The sequence below is a fragment of the Pseudomonas sp. LBUM1671 genome (assembly GCF_059695685.1).
In genome coordinates this window covers 2,201,485-2,216,062 of record NZ_CP166782.1, presented here as the reverse complement: position 1 = coordinate 2,216,062, position 14,578 = coordinate 2,201,485, and the positions used below count along the sequence as shown (strand labels likewise).

General features: G+C 59.7%; 17 protein-coding genes. 9 read left to right on the top strand and 8 right to left on the bottom strand.

What is annotated here, in order from left to right; all coding sequences use genetic code 11:
• Nucleotides 1-23 precede the first annotated feature (23 nt).
• On the bottom strand, nt 24-842 hold the full coding sequence (locus tag ACA060_RS10130; protein WP_497316982.1) for a shikimate 5-dehydrogenase: 819 nt from the start codon (nt 840-842) through the stop codon (nt 24-26).
• Nucleotides 843-1,088: 246 nt separating this feature from the next.
• Between ACA060_RS10130 and ACA060_RS10125 the strand changes: the two genes are divergently transcribed.
• From ACA060_RS10125 to ACA060_RS10115, 3 genes are all read left to right on the top strand, one after another.
• Complete coding sequence (locus ACA060_RS10125; protein ID WP_109629248.1) at nt 1,089-1,454, top strand: hypothetical protein; 366 nt, start codon at nt 1,089-1,091, stop codon at nt 1,452-1,454.
• A gap of 236 nt (nt 1,455-1,690) precedes the next feature.
• Complete coding sequence (locus tag ACA060_RS10120; RefSeq protein WP_003179723.1) at nt 1,691-1,885, top strand: hypothetical protein; 195 nt, start codon at nt 1,691-1,693, stop codon at nt 1,883-1,885.
• A gap of 100 nt (nt 1,886-1,985) precedes the next feature.
• The gene (locus ACA060_RS10115) at nt 1,986-2,168 is read left to right on the top strand and encodes a hypothetical protein (protein WP_109629246.1); all 183 of its coding nucleotides are present in this window, start codon (nt 1,986-1,988) and stop codon (nt 2,166-2,168) included.
• Here ACA060_RS10115 and ACA060_RS10110 read toward each other — a convergent pair.
• Nucleotides 2,165-3,226, bottom strand: a complete 1,062-nt coding sequence (locus ACA060_RS10110; RefSeq protein WP_497316979.1) for an AI-2E family transporter — start codon at nt 3,224-3,226, stop codon at nt 2,165-2,167. The genes ACA060_RS10115 and ACA060_RS10110 overlap by 4 nt on opposite strands.
• Nucleotides 3,227-3,390: 164 nt before the next feature.
• Between ACA060_RS10110 and trhP the strand changes: the two genes are divergently transcribed.
• The gene (trhP, locus tag ACA060_RS10105; RefSeq protein ID WP_497316977.1) at nt 3,391-4,713 is read left to right on the top strand and encodes a prephenate-dependent tRNA uridine(34) hydroxylase TrhP; all 1,323 of its coding nucleotides are present in this window, start codon (nt 3,391-3,393) and stop codon (nt 4,711-4,713) included.
• Between the two features lies 1 nt (nt 4,714).
• Here the strand turns inward: trhP and ACA060_RS10100 are convergent, their stop codons facing one another.
• Nucleotides 4,715-5,578, bottom strand: a complete 864-nt coding sequence (locus ACA060_RS10100; protein ID WP_497316975.1) for a LysR substrate-binding domain-containing protein — start codon at nt 5,576-5,578, stop codon at nt 4,715-4,717.
• A 96-nt stretch (nt 5,579-5,674) separates the two neighbouring features.
• Between ACA060_RS10100 and ACA060_RS10095 the strand changes: the two genes are divergently transcribed.
• Nucleotides 5,675-6,583: a DMT family transporter gene (locus tag ACA060_RS10095; RefSeq protein ID WP_497316973.1), complete on the top strand. Its 909-nt coding sequence runs from the start codon at nt 5,675-5,677 to the stop codon at nt 6,581-6,583.
• Nucleotides 6,584-6,620: 37 nt separating this feature from the next.
• On the opposite strand, the gene ACA060_RS10090 is transcribed toward ACA060_RS10095, so the two are convergent.
• On the bottom strand, nt 6,621-6,851 hold the full coding sequence (locus tag ACA060_RS10090; RefSeq protein WP_497316971.1) for a hypothetical protein: 231 nt from the start codon (nt 6,849-6,851) through the stop codon (nt 6,621-6,623).
• Between the two features lie 92 nt (nt 6,852-6,943).
• A complete protein-coding gene (locus ACA060_RS10085; protein ID WP_497316969.1) occupies nt 6,944-7,657 on the bottom strand; it encodes a FadR/GntR family transcriptional regulator in 714 nt (237 codons plus the stop codon).
• Between the two features lie 282 nt (nt 7,658-7,939).
• Between ACA060_RS10085 and ACA060_RS10080 the strand changes: the two genes are divergently transcribed.
• Nucleotides 7,940-9,286 carry an MFS transporter gene (locus tag ACA060_RS10080; RefSeq protein ID WP_497316967.1) on the top strand — a complete coding sequence of 449 codons (1,347 nt, stop codon included), beginning with the start codon at nt 7,940-7,942 and terminating at the stop codon, nt 9,284-9,286.
• 24 nt (nt 9,287-9,310) lie between these two features.
• Entirely contained in the window at nt 9,311-10,654 is a 1,344-nt protein-coding gene (gene gudD, locus ACA060_RS10075; RefSeq protein WP_497316966.1) for a glucarate dehydratase, read from the top strand.
• A gap of 123 nt (nt 10,655-10,777) precedes the next feature.
• Here the strand turns inward: gudD and ACA060_RS10070 are convergent, their stop codons facing one another.
• Nucleotides 10,778-11,650 carry a LysR family transcriptional regulator gene (locus ACA060_RS10070; RefSeq protein ID WP_497316964.1) on the bottom strand — a complete coding sequence of 291 codons (873 nt, stop codon included), beginning with the start codon at nt 11,648-11,650 and terminating at the stop codon, nt 10,778-10,780.
• A gap of 160 nt (nt 11,651-11,810) precedes the next feature.
• Between ACA060_RS10070 and ampC the strand changes: the two genes are divergently transcribed.
• Complete coding sequence (gene ampC, locus ACA060_RS10065) at nt 11,811-12,977, top strand: class C beta-lactamase (protein ID WP_497316962.1); 1,167 nt, start codon at nt 11,811-11,813, stop codon at nt 12,975-12,977.
• 77 nt (nt 12,978-13,054) lie between these two features.
• Here the strand turns inward: ampC and ACA060_RS10060 are convergent, their stop codons facing one another.
• Nucleotides 13,055-13,432 carry a DUF6124 family protein gene (locus ACA060_RS10060; RefSeq protein ID WP_497316960.1) on the bottom strand — a complete coding sequence of 126 codons (378 nt, stop codon included), beginning with the start codon at nt 13,430-13,432 and terminating at the stop codon, nt 13,055-13,057.
• Nucleotides 13,433-13,659: 227 nt separating this feature from the next.
• Between ACA060_RS10060 and ACA060_RS10055 the strand changes: the two genes are divergently transcribed.
• Complete coding sequence (locus ACA060_RS10055; RefSeq protein ID WP_497316958.1) at nt 13,660-13,806, top strand: autotransporter outer membrane beta-barrel domain-containing protein; 147 nt, start codon at nt 13,660-13,662, stop codon at nt 13,804-13,806.
• A gap of 158 nt (nt 13,807-13,964) precedes the next feature.
• On the opposite strand, the gene ACA060_RS10050 is transcribed toward ACA060_RS10055, so the two are convergent.
• Nucleotides 13,965-14,528: a DUF4174 domain-containing protein gene (locus tag ACA060_RS10050; protein ID WP_497316956.1), complete on the bottom strand. Its 564-nt coding sequence runs from the start codon at nt 14,526-14,528 to the stop codon at nt 13,965-13,967.
• Nucleotides 14,529-14,578 lie beyond the last annotated feature (50 nt).

Below are 14,578 nucleotides of genomic sequence, written 5' to 3'. Positions count from 1 at the left end.
CAGTCAACAGACAACTGGAGGGTTCAGCCCCGAGCAAACTCCACCGCTTTCTTGAACTGCTCATCCGTCGGCCGCACGCCGGTGTACAGGACAAACTGCTCCAGCGCCTGGATCGCGATCACTTCCAGCCCGGTAATGACGCGCTTGCCCTCGGCGCGACCGCGCACGATCAGCGGTGTTTCCGAGGGAATCGCCACCACATCGAAGACAGTCTCGGCAGCAGCGATGGTTTCAGCGTCGAACGCCAGTTGATCGGCCTCAGGACCACCGCTCATGCCGATCGGCGTGACGTTGATCAACATCTGCGGACGCTCAGCGCCCAGCTCCGCCTGCCACTGATAACCCAGCGACTGCGCCAACGCCCGCCCGGCGCGTTCGTTACGGGCCACGATCAAGCCGTTTTTGTAGCCGCCATCGCGCAAGGCACTGGCCACGGCCTTGGCCATGCCGCCGCTGCCGCGCAGGGCAAAAGTCGACTCCTTCGGCACCCGATGGGTATCAAGCAGTTGGGCTATGGCGATGTAATCAGTGTTGTAGGCCTTGAGATGGCCGTCGGTGTTGACGATCGTATTGATCGATTGAATGGCCGCCGCGGATGCGTCCAGTTCATCGACCAGTGCAATGCAGGCTTCCTTGAACGGCATCGACACACCACAACCACGAATGCCCAGTGCACGAATGCCGCCAACGGCACCCGGCAGGTCCTGACTGCTGAACGCCTTGTAGTAGAAATTCAGGCCCAACTGTTCATACAGATGATTGTGAAACCGCAGGCCGAAGTTGCCGGGGCGCCCGGACAGCGACATGCACAGCTGGGTGTCTCGGTTGGGATTCATCTGCATCAAACATCTCCTTCTATAAGCACTTTCAGATGGACGGGATTAGCCATTCCATCGCGTTCTGATCGATCATTAAGGCGTGCCAGTGCAGGTTCGCAAGGGCCGTAAAGAAGCCGGTACAGACCTTACACAAAATTTACCCAACGGCTGTGCTGATTTTCAAAAAAACGCTGTCTTAGATGTATCCCCGCGACGATCCTTGGGTCTATTGCAGACGCAAGCGCCGGGTCGAAGAACCGAGGAATTATCATGATCCGTAAAATCCCCACAGTTGCTTTGCTGCTTGGTGCTCTTGCTATCACAGGGCAGGCAGAGGCTGGCGGCGGTCACGGTTGGCAGGGTCCAGCGGTATTTGGCGCGATCGTTGGTTCGGCAATCGTCGGCTCGGCCATCATCAACAGCAACCGGCCTGTCTACGTACAGCAACCGGTCTACGCCCAGCCGCAGCCGGTTTACGTACAACAACCGCCACCGGTTTATTACCAGCCTGCGCCGGTCTACGTGCAGCAACCGGTCTACTACGCGCCACCGCCGGTTTACTACGGCCCGCCACGTGGCTATTACGGTCCACCGCGCGGCTACTACGGCCATCCCCACGGTTATGGCCGCTGGTAACAGCCTCAATCAGGCCCCGCCTTATCAGCGGGGCTTTTTTGTGACCGTTCGTCGGCAAAGGTCTGGAAAAATCGCGTCAAGGTCGCTGTCGGGACAGTGTGGGCGGTTCAAGTTGGCAAGATTGACGCGCCCGCCCTTCCCCCGCATTGGGTAAAACGGTCATATTTATGTCACGCCAGGTCCGCAAGCTTGGATCTGTCCGTAAACAACAGGTTGATAAAAACAAGGACGACCTCATGCCCACGCAAAACCCGCACCGCATCGTCGGCTTGTGCACTTCCAGCAAGGTGTACAACGCGTTGACCGAACTCAAGCACCTGGAAGGCCATCGCAGCGCCAAGTTTCTTTCGCTGCTGGCCGAAAACCTGGTGCGCAAAGGCCTGCTCAACGAGCAGGAAGTGGTCCACATGCTTGATCTAGTGGTGGACTGATCCCAAGACTCACTGTCATCAATGACGACTATCGAAAGTGTTGATTGTCCGTTTTAGTGGCTGGTCCGTAAGGTGGCTCCATAGATTAGTGGAGGTACTTATGGCCCAGGTTCAAATCATGTCCGTCATCGGCAGCGCCGTTCCCGCACCGCTCAGAGAGCTAGGATTGCTCGCCTGTTGGTATCTGGTTCAGGACGGCGAACCGATCAGCGGACCGCTCACTTCGCTGCCGGCCGCCAAGGCACTGTCGCAACAAATCGGCCAGGGGCAGCTCAGCGCTTAAGGCAGCTGCACCCTTGGTTTGGTTTCGATGAAGATCGCCCAGCTCGACATGAACAGCGCCGCGATCAGTGGCCCGATGACAAAGCCGTTCAGGCCGAAAATCGCCAGGCCGCCCAGGGTCGAGATGAGGATCAGATAGTCCGGCATCTTCGTGTCCTTGCCCACCAGGATCGGTCGCAGCACGTTATCCACCAGGCCGATCACGAAAACCCCGAACAACCCCAGCACCACGCCCTGCCAGATCGCCCCGGTGAACAGGAAGAACGCCGCCACCGGCGCCCACACAATCCCCGCCCCCACGGCTGGCAACAGCGATAGAAACGCCATCAATACCGCCCAGAGCAACGCGCTCGGGATGTCCAGAAACCAGAAAATCAAACCGCCCAATGTGCCCTGAGTGATCGCCACCAGCAGGTTTCCCTTTACGGTCGCCCGAACCACGCGGTTGAACTTGAGCTGCAAACGGCGTTTCTGGTGTTCCTGCAAAGGTACGGCAGAGCGAACTTTACGGGCCAGTTCCGCGCCGTCTCGCAGGAAGAAGAACAGCAGGTAGAGCATGATGAAAAAGCCGACCACAAAATCGAACGTGCCCTGACCGAAACTGAAGACTTGCGTGGCGACAAACTCATTGCCCGTCACCGCACTCTTGATGATTTTCTCCCGCAGCCCGTCCAGCTCGCCGAGCCCGGCCCGATCCAGCAAATGCTGGAAGTATGGCGGCAAGCTGTGCTTGAAATGCGTCACATACCCCGCAATGTCCAGCTCGCCGCTTTCAATGCTCTTGTAGAGTGACGCCCCTTCCTGGACCAGCAAGATACTGAGGATGATCACCGGCAGGATCGCGATCACCAGGCAGATGCTCAGGGTGAGCAGCGACGTCAGGTTGCGCGGCCAGCCGAACTTCAGTTGCATCCGCCGCTGCAGCGGCGCGAACAGAATCCCGAGGATCACCGCCCAGAACACCGCGCCATAGAACGGCAGCAAAATCCAGATAAAAGCGGCGGAGACCACTCCGAGCAAAATCACCAGCGATTTGTTGTGTACCGTCTGTTCGTTCATGTCCGATCCATGTCAGTGCGCTCTCGTATTGAAGAGCCGTGCTGATGCTTAGTCCGCCACGGTTCGCGCGAGTGCCATCCGTTTATTCATCAAGCATAGATCCAGATCAATGAACCCCGCGGGCAAGCCGATTACGCTTGCGGGCTTTTGCGATCAACACCGCCATGACTCTCCTTGCTCCAGAACTGCTGGCTCCCGCCGGCACCTTGAAAAACATGCGATACGCCTTCGCCTACGGCGCCGATGCGGTCTACGCCGGCCAGCCGCGTTACAGCCTGCGGGTGCGCAACAACGAATTCGATCACGCCAATCTCGCCCTCGGCATTCGCGAGGCACAGGCGCAGGGCAAACGCTTCTATGTGGTGGTGAACATTGCGCCGCACAATGCCAAGCTCAAGACCTTCCTCAACGACCTGGCCCCCGTGATTGCCATGGCGCCGGACGCGCTGATCATGTCCGACCCGGGCCTGATCATGCTGGTGCGCCGGCACTTCCCGCAGATGCCGATCCACCTGTCGGTGCAGGCCAACACGGTGAACTGGGCCAGCGTCGAGTTCTGGCAGCAACAGGGCTTGAGCCGGATCATCCTGTCGCGGGAACTGTCGCTGGAAGAAATCGCCGAGATCCGCCAGCACGTCCCGGCGATGGAGCTTGAGGTGTTTGTCCATGGCGCGCTGTGCATGGCCTATTCCGGCCGCTGCCTGTTATCGGGTTACATGAACAAGCGCGACGCCAATCAGGGCAGTTGCACCAACGCCTGTCGCTGGAAGTATTCGGCGACGCAAGCCATGGAAAATCAGCTCGGTGAAATCGTCCAGCAGTTCCGGCCTGAACCGACCCTGGGCATCGGCGCGCCGACCGATCAGGTGTTCCTGTTGCAGGAAGCCAATCGCCCGGATGAACTGATGCCGGCCTTCGAAGACGAGCACGGCACTTACATCATGAACGCCAAGGACCTGCGCGCCGTGCAGCATGTCGCACGCCTGACGCAGATGGGCGTGCACTCGCTGAAAATCGAAGGCCGGACCAAATCGCACTTCTATTGCGCGCGTACCACGCAGGTTTATCGCCGCGCGATTAATGACGCAGTGGCCGGTCGCGAGTTCGATCGCAGCTTGATGACGGATCTGGAGTCCCTGGCCCAGCGCGGCTACACCGAAGGTTTCCTGCGCCGGCATGTGCATGACGAATACCAGAACTATCAGCACGGCAGCTCGGTTTCAGAACGCCAGCAGTTTGTTGGCGAGTTGACCGGTGAGCGTCGTGACCGGCTGGCGCAAGTGAAGGTCAAGAACCGGTTTAGCCTGGGCGATCACATGGAACTGATGACGCCCCAGGGTAACTTCCACTTCGATCTGCATCAGATGCAGAACGGCAAAGGTGAGGCGATCGACGTGGCGCCGGGGGACGGGCACACGGTGTATGTGCCGATTCCGGATGCGGTGGATTTGCGGTTCGGGCTGTTGATGCGGGATGTGGGCGCGTAGATCAAACGAACTCCTCGCACAACATCGCCACAAACGCTTCCCGCGCCGGATGAACCCCGGCGTTTTCATGCCAGTAAAACAAGTTGTCGATGGCCGTCAGCTCGGGAAACTCGAACCCTGCGCACCCAGCCCCTTTGGCGTACTGGTCAAACACGCCTTTGGGCACCAGCGCGACCCCGGCCCCGGCACTGACACACCCGACAATCGCTCCATAACTGGCCAGACTGACAATCGGCAACGCCTGCCCCTGCCGCAACAGCCAATGCTCCAGCGCCGCGCGATAAGGACAACCTTGTGGCCACATGAACACGGTCTTGTCCTGCAAATCGGCGATATCACGCACCGGCCCCAGGGATGTCGAGGCAATCAGCAGCAGCTCTTCGCGGTACATGGGCGTGCGTTTGAGTTGCGAGCGCTCGACATCCACCGCCACGATTGCACCGTCGAGCCGATGATTGAGGGTCTCATCGAGCAGTTGGCTCCAGGTGCCGGTGGTCAGTTCCAACGCGACGCCGGGATAACGCTTGTGAAACTTGGCCAGCAGGCGCGGCAGACGACCGGTGGCCGAGGACTCGATGGCACCGATACGCAGCGGGCCGGAAGGTTCGGCCGAAGGGTCAACGGCGCGTTTGGCTTCAACGGTCAGCGCCAGAATCTTCGAGGCGTAAGACAGAAACGTCTGCCCCGCCGGGCTGATGCGCAAACCTCGACCCTCGCGCAAAAACAGCGCCACACCCAACTCGGCTTCCAGCGCCTTGATGCGTGCCGTGATATTCGACGGCACGCAATGCAACAGCTCCGCCGCCCGGGCGATGCTGCCGACCTCGGCAACGGTCTTGAACATACGAATCTGCGCCAGCTCCATACATCACCAAAAGTGAACAGTTTGCGCAGTATAAGTCAGTTGTGGCGAATGATCAGGCTTCCGATACTCGGTGCATCAACCCACCGGTGATCGACCATGAAGCCCTCCACACACACCCTGAAAATTATCCTGGCCATGGCGTTTGTCGTCGCCTGCTGGGGTTACTCACCGACCGGCATCCACATTGGTTTGCAGGCCTATGACCCCGGCCACCTGGCGCTGCTGCGCTTTCTGATTGCGTCGGTATTCATGGCTGTCGTCGCCGCGTTCAAAGGCATCAGCCTGCCGAAGCTTGGCGATTTGCCGCTGCTGTTCGTCTTGGGTTTCTTTGCCGTGAGCCTGCACCACGTCGCCCTGAATATCGGCCAGCAAAGTGTCAGCGCCGGCGCCTCCAGTGTATTGGCGCAATCGACCCCGCTGTTCAGCACCTTGCTGGCGCGGTTCGTGTTCAAGGACCGGGTCAGCGCCTGGCGCTGGGCGTGTGTGTTGCTGGGGTTGATCGGGGTGGTGATTGTGGTGGCCGGTGATCGTGGGCTGGGCAGCCTTGATGCGCACGGGTTGCTGATCTTGCTGGCGGCGGTGTCGTGGAGTTTCTACTTCGCGTTGCAGAAGCATCATTCCGGGCGCTACGACGGTTTGACGCTGGTCTGCTACACGGTCTGGTCGGGCACCGCGCTGTTGCTGATTTATCTGCCGGGGTTGGCCGGCAAGGTCGTCAGTGCGCCGATGCCGGTGCAAATGGCAGTGATCGCATTGGGTGTGTTCCCCAGCGCCCTCGCCTACCTGGCCTGGGCGTTTGTGCTGGCCCACATCGATTTGAGTCGGGCAACCATGACGCTGTATCTGATTCCGCCGACGGCCATGGTCATTGCAGCGTTTGCCCTGGGTGAACAGCCGACGTTGATGGTCGGGGTCGGTGCGGTGGTGGTGCTGATCAGTGTGCTGGCGTTGAATCTGGAGCGGCGTCCCACCGTCATCGCGACCAGCCTGCCCGGCCAGCGCTGACCATCTCATTAAACCCGGCACATTGGCCGGGTTCTCTTTATCGCCTGTCGTCGGACAAGGGGGTTGGCTCATCCGCTGGCGGAACGTCCTCGTCAGCAGTCGGATCCTTCCAGTCTTCAGGTCGATCAGCGTCTGCGGCAGCCGGGTCCAGCGACGGGTCCCTGCCGGGCGGAGCATCGTGATCCAGCGTCGGCTCGTCGGTGCCGGGCATGGGTCTGGTGGGGTCGGTATTGGGTGTTCCACCCTGGAACATTGAGTCGTTAGCCATGACGCACCTCACTGATGAGGTCCAGCAAATCTGGGCCGTACTCGTTGGAAGCAGGCGCGCGAATGGCGTGCTATCGAGTAGACAAACGGTCGTCAGGCACCGGCCGAAAACCGGTCGCGGCTGTTGGTCAAGTGCAGCCACATGGCGGCGCGCGCAGCGTCCGGGTCTTGCCGTTTGATCGCGTTGAGAATCGCCTCGTGCTCGAGGTTGGCCAGTTGCCCGAGCTTGCTCAGATCCGCGACGCCACGCTCGGCGGCGTTGACCCGGGTCCGCGGAATCATGGCGCTGCCCAGATGCTGCATGATTTCGGTGAAGCACACGTTGCCGGTGGCTTCGGCGATCAGCAGGTGGAAGCGCTTGTCGGCCTCGACGCAGCTGTCGTTGTTGGCGAGCAAACTTTGATAGTCATCGAGCGCTTCGCGCATCTGCATCAACTGCTGCTCGGTGCGACGGCTAGCCGCCAGTGCGGCGGCCTGGGTTTCCAGGCCCATGCGCAACTCCAGAATGCTGCGTACCCCCAGCGCGGTATCGACATTCAATCGCAGCCCCTGCTCCGGTGCGCGCTCCAGCACAAAGGTGCCGATGCCGTGACGGGTTTCCACCAGGCCTGATGCCTGCAACTTCGAGATCGCCTCACGCACCACCGTGCGACTGACCCCGTGCTCCTGAACAATCGTGTTCTCCGACGGCAGCTTGTCTCCCGGCAACATCTGCCCGAGCAAGATGCTCTGGCTCAGCTTGGCCACCAGGTCATGAGCGAGGTTGTGGGTGCGCTTGCGCGCGGGCGCGTCGAGGTCTTCTTGCATGGCGATCATCCGGAAGCTGGGCTAACGGAATCGTAGCACTGCGCTTGGCTGGAATCCCCAAGAAATCAACCCGGCACTTGTATGACAACACTCAACAAGTGGACGTAAATGGCCTTCCAGAAGATCAGACGAAACCGCAAAAAGAATAAGAAATCGGCATTAAAGCGCCACTTAGCTGGACAGCAGTGCTTGCAAGACGAAAAAACCTAGTTGTATGATGTCTATCAACACCGCAACATCCAGCTACACCCCGCATAAAAATAATCAGTGGGAGAAAACCAAGTGAATACATCCGTATCCGGGATGCACGAGGGCGCCGATTCGGTCCTGAAGTCCGCCATCTCGAAAGTGAAACGCCATGTCCTGCCGCTGTTCGTCATCATGTTCATCGTCAACTACATTGACCGCGTGAACATCGGCTTCGTCCGCGCCCACATGGAACAGGACCTGGGCATCGGCGCTGCCGCCTACGGCCTCGGTGCCGGCCTGTTCTTCATCGGTTACGCGTTGTTCGAAGTCCCCTCCAACATGCTTCTGCAAAAAGTCGGCGCCCGCATCTGGCTGACCCGCATCATGCTGACCTGGGGCCTGGTCGCCGCCGGCATGGCCTTCATCCAGAACGAAACCCACTTCTACATCCTGCGATTCCTGTTGGGCGTGGCGGAAGCCGGGTTCTTTCCCGGGGTGATTTATTACTTCACACGCTGGTTGCCTGGCGTCGAGCGCGGCAAGGCGATTGCCATTTTCCTCAGCGGTTCGGCCATTGCTTCGCTGATTTCCGGCCCGCTGTCCGGGTTGCTGTTGCAGATCAGCGGGTTCGGCATGCACGGCTGGCAATGGATGTATTTCATCGAGGGGATGTTCTCAGTCGGGCTCTGCGTGTTCGTATGGTTCTGGCTGGATTCCAAACCCCACGACGCCAAATGGCTGACCCGTGCCGAGCAAGATGCGCTGGTCAAAGCCATCGATGACGAACAACTGGCCCGGGAAGCGGCGACACCGATCAAGCCGTCGCTGGGCACGCTGCTCAAGGATCGCCAGATCATCCTGTTCTGCCTGATCTACTTCTTCATCCAGCTGACCATTTATGCCGCGACCTTCTGGCTGCCGAGCATCATCAAGAAGATGGGCGACCTCAGCGACATTCAGGTCGGGCTGTTCAACTCGATCCCGTGGCTGCTCTCGATCGTCGGCATGTACGCCTTCGCTTCGCTGTCGGCCAAATGGAAACACCAGCAAGCCTGGGTCGCCGCTGCACTGCTGATCGCGGCAGCCGGGATGTTCATGTCCACCACCGGCGGGCCGATCTTTGCCTTCGTGGCGATTTGCTTCGCGGCGCTGGGTTTCAAGTCCGCGTCGTCGCTGTTCTGGCCGATCCCTCAGGCTTATCTGGATGCGCGGATCGCGGCGGGTGTGATCGCGTTGATCAACTCGGTGGGCAACCTCGGCGGCTTCGTTGCGCCGACCACCTTCGGCCTGCTTGAAGAACACACCGGCTCCATTCAGGGCGGGCTGTATGGCCTGGCCGCGACGTCGATCATCGCCGCGATCATCGTCTTCGCCGCACGCAACACACCGAAAACCGCACCTGCCGTTGCACTGGGCAAACCAGCGCCCAATCACGCCTGAATCTCTGTTTTGAAGGACAAGACCATGAACCCACAAGACATCGCCAAAGCCCCGATCATCACCAGCATGCAGGTGGTGCCGGTGGCCGGTCATGACGGCATGCTGCTCAATCTGAGCGGCGCCCACGGCCCGTTTTTCACCCGCAACATCGTGATCCTCAAGGACAACGCCGGGCACACCGGGGTCGGCGAAGTACCGGGCGGCGAGCGCATTCGCCAGACGCTGGAAGACGCACGTTCGCTGGTGGTCGGCAGTCCGATCGGCACTTATCAGAAGATCCTCAATCAGGTGCGCCAGACCTTCGCCGACCGCGATGCCGGCGGTCGCGGCTTGCAGACCTTCGACCTGCGCATCACCATTCACGCGGTCACGGGCCTGGAAGCCGCCCTCCTCGACCTGCTCGGCCAGCATCTGGACGTGCCGGTCGCCGCCCTGCTTGGCGAAGGCCAGCAGCGCGACGAAGTGAAGATGCTCGGTTATCTGTTTTATGTCGGTGACCGCAATGAAACCGACCTGGCTTATCGCAGCGAAGCGGACGCCGACAACGACTGGTTCCGCGTGCGCCACGAGAAAGCCATGAGCGCCGACGCCGTGGTGCGCCTGGCCGAGGCCGCGCACGCTCGCTACGGCTTCAAGGATTTCAAACTCAAGGGCGGCGTGCTCAGTGGCGACGAAGAAATCGAAGCCGTCACCGCGCTGGCCGAACGCTTCCCGGACGCACGAATCACCCTCGATCCGAATGGTGCGTGGTCACTCAAGGAAGCCATCCGCCTGTGCCGTGATCAGCATCGCGTGCTCGCCTACGCTGAAGATCCGTGCGGGGCGGAAAACGGTTATTCGGGTCGTGAAGTCATGGCCGAGTTCCGCCGTGCCACGGGCCTGAAAACCGCGACTAACATGATCGCCACCGACTGGCGGGAAATGGGTCATGCGATCCAGCTGCAATCGGTGGACATCCCGCTGGCCGACCCGCATTTCTGGACCATGCAGGGTTCGGTTCGCGTGGCGCAGATGTGCCACGAATGGGGCCTGACCTGGGGCTCGCATTCCAACAACCATTTCGATATTTCCCTGGCGATGTTCACCCATGTCGCCGCGGCCGCGCCGGGTGATATCACCGCCATCGACACGCACTGGATCTGGCAGGACGGCCAGCGCCTGACCAAGGCTCCGCTGCAAATTGTCGGTGGTTGCGTGCAGGTGCCGAAGAAACCGGGGCTGGGGGTTGAGCTGGATCTGGATCAACTGGCCAAGGCCCATGAGTTGTACAAAGGCATGGGACTGGGCGCGCGGGATGACAGCGTGGCGATGCAGTTTCTGATTCCGGGATGGCAGTTCGATAACAAGCGGCCGTGCCTGGTGCGCTAAATCCTTCGAAACACCTCATTCTCTGTGGGAGCGGGCTTGCCCGCGATGAGGGACTGACATTCAACATTGATGTTGACTGACAGGCCGCCATCGCGGGCAAGCCCGCTCCCACAGGTTTTTGTATCAGCCCGAAGCTTGCAGCAGCCACTCCTTGAACATCGTCATCGCCGACGTTTCAGGGCGCGACTGCAAACGAGTCAGCCAATAACTGCCGGTGGTGATGCCGATGTCGAACGGTTGCTCGATCGCACCTGCTGCCAGTTGCCGGGCAAACATCAGTGGGGGCGCCAAGGCGATGCCGGCGCCCTGTAGGGCGGCTTCCATCATGGCCAGCGAAGAGTCGAAGACAATGCTTTTCGGCGCCGGCGTATTGGCTGGCAACCCGGCAGCCAGAAACCATTCGGGCCACTCATCCGTGCGGTAGGAACGCAACAGCGTCTGCTTGAGCAGATCGGCAGGTTCTTGCAACTGCCCGGCTATTTCCGGAACGCAGAGCACCGACAACGGCGCCTCAATCAGTTTTAGCGCTTCGATCCCGTGCCAGGCGCCGGCGCCAAATCGGATGGCGTAATCCAGCCCTTCGGCGGCCACGTCCACCCGGTTGTTGTTGGTCGACAGGCGCAAATCTATGAACGGATGTTTCGACTGGAAGTCCGCCAGTCGCGGCAACAGCCAACCCACCGCAAACGTTCCCACCGCGCCCAACGTCAACACTTCACGAAAATGCCCCCCTTCGAAACGCTCAAGGGTTTCGGCAATCCGGTCGAAAGACTCGCGCAATACCGGCAGCAAGGTTTCACCCTCACTGGTCATCATCAGGCCGCGGGGCAAGCGTTTGAACAGCGTCACGTTAAGCTGGGCTTCAAGGCTTTTGACTTGATGACTGACCGCCGCTGGCGTGACGAACAACTCCACCGCCGCCCGAGTGAAGCTCAAATGGCGCGCGGAAGCCTCGAAGGCGCGCAATGCATTCAGCGGCAGATGAGGACGAATCATGTCCACTCCCAAATTTTTCTAATGGCTAACCCGAAATATCGTCGTTTGTCGATTGTCGCCCGACTGCCTAGATTTGGCGCGCCCGTTAGCCGTCCGGTTTTCAATCCGTTCGGAGTGTAGCGGTTAAAGTAATGGCAACTCATGGAGAGTGGTTCCAATCATGTACAAATTTCATCTGCCAAGATTGGCGTCCTTCAGCGCTTTCGCCCTGTTGCTCAGTGCAAGTCACTGTATGGCCGCCACAAAATCCGACGATCAACTCGACGCCCTGGTGAAAGCCGCCATCGGGCCGGTCATGCAGCAACAGAATATTCCCGGCGTAGCCGTCGCGATCACCCTGAATGGCCAGCAGCATTACTTTAACTACGGCGTTGCGTCGAAAGAGGACGGCAAACCGGTCAGCCAAGACACCCTGTTCGAAATTGGTTCGGTGAGTAAAACCTTCGCCACGACGTTGGCAGCTTATGCCCAGGCCAGCGGCAAGCTGTCTTTGTCAGACCGGGCCAGCCAGGTGTGGCCTGACTTGCGAGGCAGTGCGTTCGACACTATCAGCGTGTTGCAACTCGCCACCTACACCGCTGGCGGGCTGCCGCTGCAGTTCCCTGACGAAGCCGATCGTCCAGACAAAATGCTGGCCTATTTCAAACAATGGAAACCGGTGTATGCCGCAGGCACCCACCGCCAGTATTCAAACCCCAGCCTTGGGCTGTCCGGTTATCTGGCGGCCAAAAGCATGGGCCAGCCGTTTGATGAGTTGATGGAAAAAACCCTGCTACCGAAACTCGGCCTCAAGCACACCTACCTCAAAGTGCCGCAGGATCAGATGGGGCTTTATGCCCAGGGTTACGGCAAGGATGGCAGTCCGGTGCGGGTGAGCCCGGGCGCACTGGATTCGGAGGCCTATGGCGTAAAAACCAGCGCGGCGGATTTGCTTCGTTATGTTGAAGCGAACCTGAAACCGGCGACGCTGGAGAAGCCATTGCAGCAAGCGATCGCCCTGACTCACAGCGGGTACTACACCGTGGGCAAGATGACGCAGGGGTTGGGATGGGAGCACTACCACTATCCGGCCAGCCTCGATACGTTGCTGAATGGCAACTCGACGGAGATGGCGATGGAGGCGCATAAAGTCCAGTGGCTGAACCCGCCGCAACCTGCGCAAGACGCGGCATGGTTCAACAAGACCGGGTCGACGGGTGGTTTCGGGGCTTATGTCGCGTTCGTGCCTTCGGAAGATATCGGTATCGTTATTCTTGCGAACAAGAATTACCCGAACTCGGAGCGAATAAAGCTGGCTCACAACATACTGAGTGCCCTGACCGAATAACCCACGCCACAGGGGTCAATGCTGGCAATAAAAATGGGCGACCTCTTGAGGTCGCCCATTGTCGTTACTGCGTCAGCTCAATGCCGGGTCGGCGTCTGAGGGTCAGGCACATCGTTCCTCGGATCAAGGTTGTCCCGAACCTGATTCACCATCAACTCCGCAATCCCTGTCAGTTGCTGAATCGCCCCCAACATCGCTCGGTTCGAGCCATCCAGCTTGTCGGCAAAATTCATAATCACGGCATTCAGCGAAGCAAGGGTCTCGCAGGCCTGATGCAAGAGGGTGATGGTGTCGACGCCCGGGGCAACTGACAAGATTTGGTTGATCGGGACGGAACGCCTTGGCTTGCGCACGCGAATGCTGGTGCCGTGCCCGGTCGTTTCTCCCAGCCTGACGAGCTTCAGGTGACTGGCATCGGTTGGGCGTTGCGGATCATTCTTGCCGAACTTCTTCATAGACGAGGCTCCTTTCTGGCCATTGGTTTTTTCGTCCCTGGATCCCTCAGTGTTGCGGATTCCCACGTCCGACCGCGATTTGTGCGGTGGCTGACGAAGGCTAACGGCGCGCTCTGACAGAAACCAGTTCATGAAGTCCGACAGGACTTGCAGGAAATTTCCGAGACCAATGAAACCAAGACATCTCCGCGCCGAACACGCTTTTTTTGTAGCAACTGCCGAGCAGCTTGCCGGGCTCACGGGCCGAGGTGGGGGGTGGCGTCAGGGTGACGGCGGCTGAAACACACAACTTCTTCGCCGAAGCGGGCTATACCAAAGGCAACGATATCGAACAGTCTTGGGCAGTGACGGTCGGCTATCGCTACACCTGGTAACGACATCAACCCTGTGGGAGCGGGCTTGCTCGCGAAGAGGCCGGCACATTCAACATTGATATCGATTGAACTGACGCCTTCGCGAGCAAGCCCGCTCCCACAAGGGGTTGGCGGCGCGCACAAAGACCGGGCCGGTTCCCACAGGAGTCAGTGGGTGTTCAATCGTCCGGCATTTCAGGGGGCTTGGCCGGTTTCGCCGGTTTACCCGGTTTTGCGCCCTTGGCGCCTTTGGCGGCCGGTTCGGCGACGACGGGCGTTGCGACTGTCGGCGGCGCGGCTTCTTTCTCGGTCGCCGGCAGGGCGTCGATGGTGTCGAAGATTTTCTTCAGATCGACCGACCTTGATTCATCCCCCGAACTCTCGAACTTCTTCTCGCCGTCCTTGCCCACCAGAATGACTTTGGGCAGCGCCCCCGCGCCGAGTTTCAGCGAGCGGATCAGTGCCATGGTGTCTTGTTGGCCAAGGTCCTTGCCGTCCAGTTGACCGAACATGTTCAGCACGGTGTACACCCTGATGTTGCGCTGGGCGACACCGTCCTTGTTGGCCGGATCACTCAGCGACTTTTTCAGGCCCGTCCAGACCGGGTCAACCGTGCTGGGAGCAATCACAATCAGTGGTCGGGCCCTGCCCTTGTCTATGTCCAGCGGTGAGCCGTCTTCTGCGGCGAGCAAGGGGCCGGCGAAAGCCAGCAAGGTAGTCAGGGTCAAAGACCTGATGAGCATGCGCATCTCCTTTTGATATCCACGCTCTAATGATTGCGCATCGCGGCGAT

Coding starts and splice junctions, on each gene's coding strand:
- ACA060_RS10085 (WP_497316969.1), bottom strand. CDS start 7,657: ATGCAAGAAGACCTCGACGCGCCCGCGCGCAAGCGCACCCACAACCTC.
- ampC (WP_497316962.1), top strand. CDS start 11,811: ATGTACAAATTTCATCTGCCAAGATTGGCGTCCTTCAGCGCTTTCGCC.
- ACA060_RS10060 (WP_497316960.1), bottom strand. CDS start 13,432: ATGAAGAAGTTCGGCAAGAATGATCCGCAACGCCCAACCGATGCCAGT.
- ACA060_RS10100 (WP_497316975.1), bottom strand. CDS start 5,578: ATGGAGCTGGCGCAGATTCGTATGTTCAAGACCGTTGCCGAGGTCGGC.
- ACA060_RS10130 (WP_497316982.1), bottom strand. CDS start 842: ATGCAGATGAATCCCAACCGAGACACCCAGCTGTGCATGTCGCTGTCC.
- gudD (WP_497316966.1), top strand. CDS start 9,311: ATGAACCCACAAGACATCGCCAAAGCCCCGATCATCACCAGCATGCAG.
- ACA060_RS10120 (WP_003179723.1), top strand. CDS start 1,691: ATGCCCACGCAAAACCCGCACCGCATCGTCGGCTTGTGCACTTCCAGC.
- trhP (WP_497316977.1), top strand. CDS start 3,391: ATGACTCTCCTTGCTCCAGAACTGCTGGCTCCCGCCGGCACCTTGAAA.
- ACA060_RS10125 (WP_109629248.1), top strand. CDS start 1,089: ATGATCCGTAAAATCCCCACAGTTGCTTTGCTGCTTGGTGCTCTTGCT.
- ACA060_RS10090 (WP_497316971.1), bottom strand. CDS start 6,851: ATGGCTAACGACTCAATGTTCCAGGGTGGAACACCCAATACCGACCCC.
- ACA060_RS10050 (WP_497316956.1), bottom strand. CDS start 14,528: ATGCTCATCAGGTCTTTGACCCTGACTACCTTGCTGGCTTTCGCCGGC.
- ACA060_RS10110 (WP_497316979.1), bottom strand. CDS start 3,226: ATGAACGAACAGACGGTACACAACAAATCGCTGGTGATTTTGCTCGGA.
- ACA060_RS10070 (WP_497316964.1), bottom strand. CDS start 11,650: ATGATTCGTCCTCATCTGCCGCTGAATGCATTGCGCGCCTTCGAGGCT.
- ACA060_RS10115 (WP_109629246.1), top strand. CDS start 1,986: ATGGCCCAGGTTCAAATCATGTCCGTCATCGGCAGCGCCGTTCCCGCA.
- ACA060_RS10095 (WP_497316973.1), top strand. CDS start 5,675: ATGAAGCCCTCCACACACACCCTGAAAATTATCCTGGCCATGGCGTTT.